Genomic DNA, 4,108 nt, shown 5'->3' on the forward strand with positions numbered 1-4,108 from the left:
AAGCCTGCCTGACGAGAAGGATGGAGCCATGTCCACACCTGACGAGCTGGAACGCCAGTACACGCTGCCCGGCGCCGTCGCGCGCTACGACGCGCTGCGGACCCGCGACGCCCTGTCGTCCCCCGCCGACGAAGACGACTCCGTCCCCCCGGACGCGGACGCGCTCACCCGGGGCGAGTCGCTGGAACTGCTGGCGCTCGGGGAGGTGATCGCACGCAAGGCGGGGTACGGCCGACAGCTCTCCGTCCGGTCCGCCCGCCGGGCCGGGGCCTCGTGGTCCCAGATCGGCGCCGCCCTCGGCACCAGCAAGCAGGCCGCCTGGGAGGCGCACAACCGCTGGATCGACGACCAGGCACGGGAGACCGGCGACGGACACTGGGGCTGGGACGCGACCGAGGTGGCCGCCGCCCGCGCACTCGCGGGCGAACCGGAAGCCGGCGACACCCGATGAACCGGCCCGGCCCGGACACCGGGTCCGCCGTCGAACCGTTCGTCGTCGACGTACCGCAGGCCGACCTGGACGATCTGGCCACCCGCCTCGCCGCCACCCGGTGGCCCGACGAACTCCCGGGCGCCGGCTGGTCCCAGGGCGTGCCGGGGCACTATCTCCGGGAGCTCGCCACGTACTGGCGCACGGAGTACGACTGGCGGGCGCAGGAGGCGCAGCTCAACCGATTCCCGCAGTTCACGACGGTCATCGACGGCGCCACGGTCCACTTCCTGCATATCCGTTCCGCCCGCGCCGATGCGCTGCCGCTGCTGATCACCCACGGCTGGCCCGGATCCGTCGTCGAATTCCTCGACGTCATCGGCCCGTTGACCGACCCGGGCGCGCACGGCGGCGACCCGGCCGACGCGTTCGACCTCGTCATCCCGTCCATTCCCGGCTACGGCCTGTCGGGACCGACCCGAGAGGGCGGCTGGGACGTGCACCGGGTGGCCCTGGCCTGGGCCGAGTTGATGCGGCGGCTGGGGTACGAGCGCTATGGCGCGCAGGGCGGCGACTGGGGGCACGCGATCACCCGCGAACTCGCCGCGGTCGACGGCGAGCGTGTCGTCGGGATCCATCTCAACACGCTGCTCACGCTGCCGCCGGAGGATCCCGCCGAGGCCGCCGCCCTGACCGCCGACGACCGCGCGCGGCTGGACCAACTGATGGCCGCCGGACCGGAGATGTCGGGCTACGCGAGGATCCAGGGCACCCGGCCGCAGACGCTCGCGTACGGCCTGACGGACTCGCCCGTCGGCCAACTCGCCTGGATCGTGGAGAAGTTCATGGAGTGGACGGACTCCAACCGGAGACCGGAGGACGCGGTGCCACGCGACCGGCTGCTCACCAACGTGATGCTCTACTGGCTGACCGCGACCGCCGGATCGTCCGCCCGTCACTACTGGGAGGCCGCGCACCCGTCCCACCCGCCACGCGGCGGGCGGCTCCTGACACCCACCGGGGTCGCGGTCTTCGCCGCCGATCAGGCCCGGCCCGTGCGGCGGATCGCCGAGCGGGACAACGCCATCGTGCACTGGTCGGAGTTCGACCGCGGTGGCCACTTCGCCGCGATGGAGGAGCCCGATCTGTTCGCGGGTGACGTCCGCGCGTTCTTCCGCCGGGTTCGGCGACCCTCACACGTGTCAACTTCGAGTTGACACTCCCTTGATGTCAACCTATGGTTGACACATGACTTCTCCCATCCGGCTCGACGATCTGATCGACGCCATCAAGAAGGTTCACACCGACACTCTCGACCAGCTCTCCGACGCGGTCATCGCCGCGGATCATCTGGGCGATGTGGCCGATCACCTCATCGGTCACTTCGTGGATCAGGCACGACGCTCCGGCGCCTCATGGACCGACATCGGGCGCAGCATGGGGGTCACCCGCCAGGCCGCACAGAAGCGGTTCGTCGCGAAGCCCGGTGAGGGGACGGATCTCGATGCCAGTCAGGGGTTCAGCCGCTTCACCGACCGGGCCAGGAAGGTGGTGATGGCCGCCCAGGAGGAGTCCCGGGCGGCCGGAAACGACCAGACCCGGCCGGAGCATCTCGCGCTCGGGCTGCTGAGTGAGCCCAAGGGCATCGGCGCGCGGGCGATCGCCGCGCAGGGTGTGAGCGTCGAGGCGGTACGCGACGCGGTCGAGGCGGTCCTGCCGCCCGCCGTGCCGGACGTGCCCGAACTCATCCCGTACGACGCGGGCGCGAAGAAGGCCCTGGAGCTCACGTTCCGCGAGGCCCTGCGTATGGGGCACAACTACGTCGGCACCGAGCACATCCTGCTCGCCCTGCTGGAACTGGAGGACGGCAAGGGAGTCCTCAGCGGGCTCGGTATCGACAAGTCGGCGACCGAGACGTTCGTCTCGGAGGCGCTGGCGAAGATCATCGCGGCACAGGAGGAGGACGAGGCCGGGTCCTCGAAGTAGGACCGTCCGCCGACAGGCAGCGGCCGGCTCCGGCGCGCCCACGAGGGGTGGCGCGCCGGGGCCGGCGGCGTACCGCCGTCAGGGGCGCCCCGACGCCGGGACCTCCTCGCCCGCCGGCACCGGCCCCGGCGGGGTCCCGTCCCCGAAGGGCCGGCCGCCCAGCTCCTCGCGGTGGTGGGGTGTCAGCCAGTCGGAGAGGTCGGGCCCCAGGGGGACGATGCCGGTGGGGTTCACGCCGGTGTGCACCTGGTAGTAGTGCCGCTTGATGTGGTCGAAGTCGACCGTGTCGCCGAAGCCGGGCGTCTGGTAGAGGTCCTTCGCGTACGCCTGGAGCACCGGGTCCTCGGTGAGCTTGGCCCGGTTGCACTTGAAGTGCCCGTGGTAGACGGCGTCGAAGCGCACCAGCGTGGTGAACAGCCGGATGTCGGCCTCGGTGACGGTGTCCCCGACGAGATAGCGCTGCCCAGCCAGCCGCTCCGAGACCAGGTCGAGCCGTCGGAACACGTCGCGGTACGCCCGCTCGTACTCACTCTGCTCCGTCGCGAAACCGGCCCGGTAGACACCGTTGTTGACGTCCCGGTAGATGCCCTCCATCACCTCGTCCATCTCGTCGCGCAGCGGCTCCGGGTACAGATCCGGCGCGCCGGGGCGGTGCAGGGCCGTCCACTCGGTCGCGAGGTCGAGCGTGATCCGCTGATAGTCGTTGGTGACGAGCTGCCCGCTCGGTACGTCCACGATCGCCGGCACGCTGACACCACCGGGGTAGCCCGTCTCGCGCGCGTCGTACGCCTCGCCGAGGAAGCGGATGCCCAGGACGGGGTCGCGCCCGCCGGGGTCGAGGGTGAAGCGCCAGCTGCGGTCGTCCTGGATCGGGTCGGTGATCGCGAGGGAGAGCGCGTCCTCCAGGCCGAGCAGCCGCCGTGACACGACGGCGCGGCTCGCCCAGGGGCAGGCGCGACTCACCACCAGGCGGTAGCGCCCCGCTTCCACCGGCCAGCCGTCGCGGCCGTCGGCGGTGATGCGGTCGGCGAAGTGGCTCCTGGATCGCTTGAAGGGTTTCCTGCCGTACGCGGCGTTCCCCGCCGTCCCCTTGGTCCCCTCGGCTTCGCTCGCGCCGGTCGCGTCGCTCATGGCCGTCCTTCCCGGTCGGGCCCCGCACGGAGCCCGGGGCCGGACCTCGATCATCGACGGATCGTTCTTCCACGCTCCGTTCCACGCTGTCCGCCCCACACGGAAACACACATACGGACGCGATCAGAGGGAGTCCTCCAACCGGCGGGCCCGTTCCGTGAGATGACAGCTGATCACCGGGAACGGCCCACCGACCCGTACGCGGCGGTAGAACGTAAGGTCGTCCAGACCGGTCACTCCTCCTCGACTCCTCCTTCTTTCCTTCTCACGCACCACGGATAGGTTCCTCACCTCATGAACGCAGTCAGTGCCACCGCCGGTGACGCCAACCGCGCATTCCTCGATCAGACCGCCGACGTGCTGGCGGCGCTGCCCGCCGTCAAGGCCGTGACGCTCGGCGGCTCGCGCGCCCAGGGCACCGAGCGCCCCGACAGCGACTGGGACCTGGCCGTCTACTACGAAGGCGGGGACGCGGGGGGCTTCGACCCGGCCGATCTGCGGGCCGTCGGCTGGCCCGGCGAGGTGTCCGAGATCGGGGGCTGGGGCGGCGGGGTGTTCAAC

General features: G+C 71.2%; 5 protein-coding genes. 4 read left to right on the forward strand and 1 reads right to left on the reverse strand.

Features of this window, described 5'->3' with window-relative positions:
• Positions 1–28: 28 nt before the first annotated feature.
• Genes BHU15_RS34925 through BHU15_RS34935 form a run of 3 tightly spaced genes read left to right on the forward strand, consistent with a single transcriptional unit; the run spans position 29 to position 2,416 of the window.
• Entirely contained in the window at positions 29–451 is a 423-nt protein-coding gene (locus BHU15_RS34925) for a hypothetical protein (RefSeq protein WP_069630798.1), read from the forward strand.
• Positions 448–1,647, forward strand: coding sequence for an epoxide hydrolase family protein (locus BHU15_RS34930; RefSeq protein WP_069630795.1), 1,200 nt, complete (start codon positions 448–450; stop codon positions 1,645–1,647). The genes BHU15_RS34925 and BHU15_RS34930 overlap by 4 nt, the downstream gene beginning before the upstream one ends.
• A gap of 31 nt (positions 1,648–1,678) precedes the next feature.
• Entirely contained in the window at positions 1,679–2,416 is a 738-nt protein-coding gene (locus tag BHU15_RS34935; RefSeq protein ID WP_069630796.1) for a Clp protease N-terminal domain-containing protein, read from the forward strand.
• 78 nt (positions 2,417–2,494) lie between these two features.
• On the opposite strand, the gene BHU15_RS34940 is transcribed toward BHU15_RS34935, so the two are convergent.
• Positions 2,495–3,547 carry a glutathione S-transferase family protein gene (locus BHU15_RS34940; protein WP_069630797.1) on the reverse strand — a complete coding sequence of 351 codons (1,053 nt, stop codon included), beginning with the start codon at positions 3,545–3,547 and terminating at the stop codon, positions 2,495–2,497.
• A 294-nt stretch (positions 3,548–3,841) separates the two neighbouring features.
• Between BHU15_RS34940 and BHU15_RS34945 the strand changes: the two genes are divergently transcribed.
• Positions 3,842–4,108, forward strand: a 267-nt coding sequence (locus BHU15_RS34945; protein WP_141726949.1) for a nucleotidyltransferase family protein, incomplete at its 3' end; no start/stop codon positions are given.

The organism is Streptomyces niveus (assembly GCF_001723055.1).
GTDB lineage: Bacteria > Actinomycetota > Actinomycetes > Streptomycetales > Streptomycetaceae > Streptomyces > Streptomyces niveus.

Coding starts and splice junctions, on each gene's coding strand:
- BHU15_RS34925 (WP_069630798.1), top strand. CDS start 29: ATGTCCACACCTGACGAGCTGGAACGCCAGTACACGCTGCCCGGCGCC.
- BHU15_RS34930 (WP_069630795.1), top strand. CDS start 448: ATGAACCGGCCCGGCCCGGACACCGGGTCCGCCGTCGAACCGTTCGTC.
- BHU15_RS34935 (WP_069630796.1), top strand. CDS start 1,679: ATGACTTCTCCCATCCGGCTCGACGATCTGATCGACGCCATCAAGAAG.
- BHU15_RS34940 (WP_069630797.1), bottom strand. CDS start 3,547: ATGAGCGACGCGACCGGCGCGAGCGAAGCCGAGGGGACCAAGGGGACG.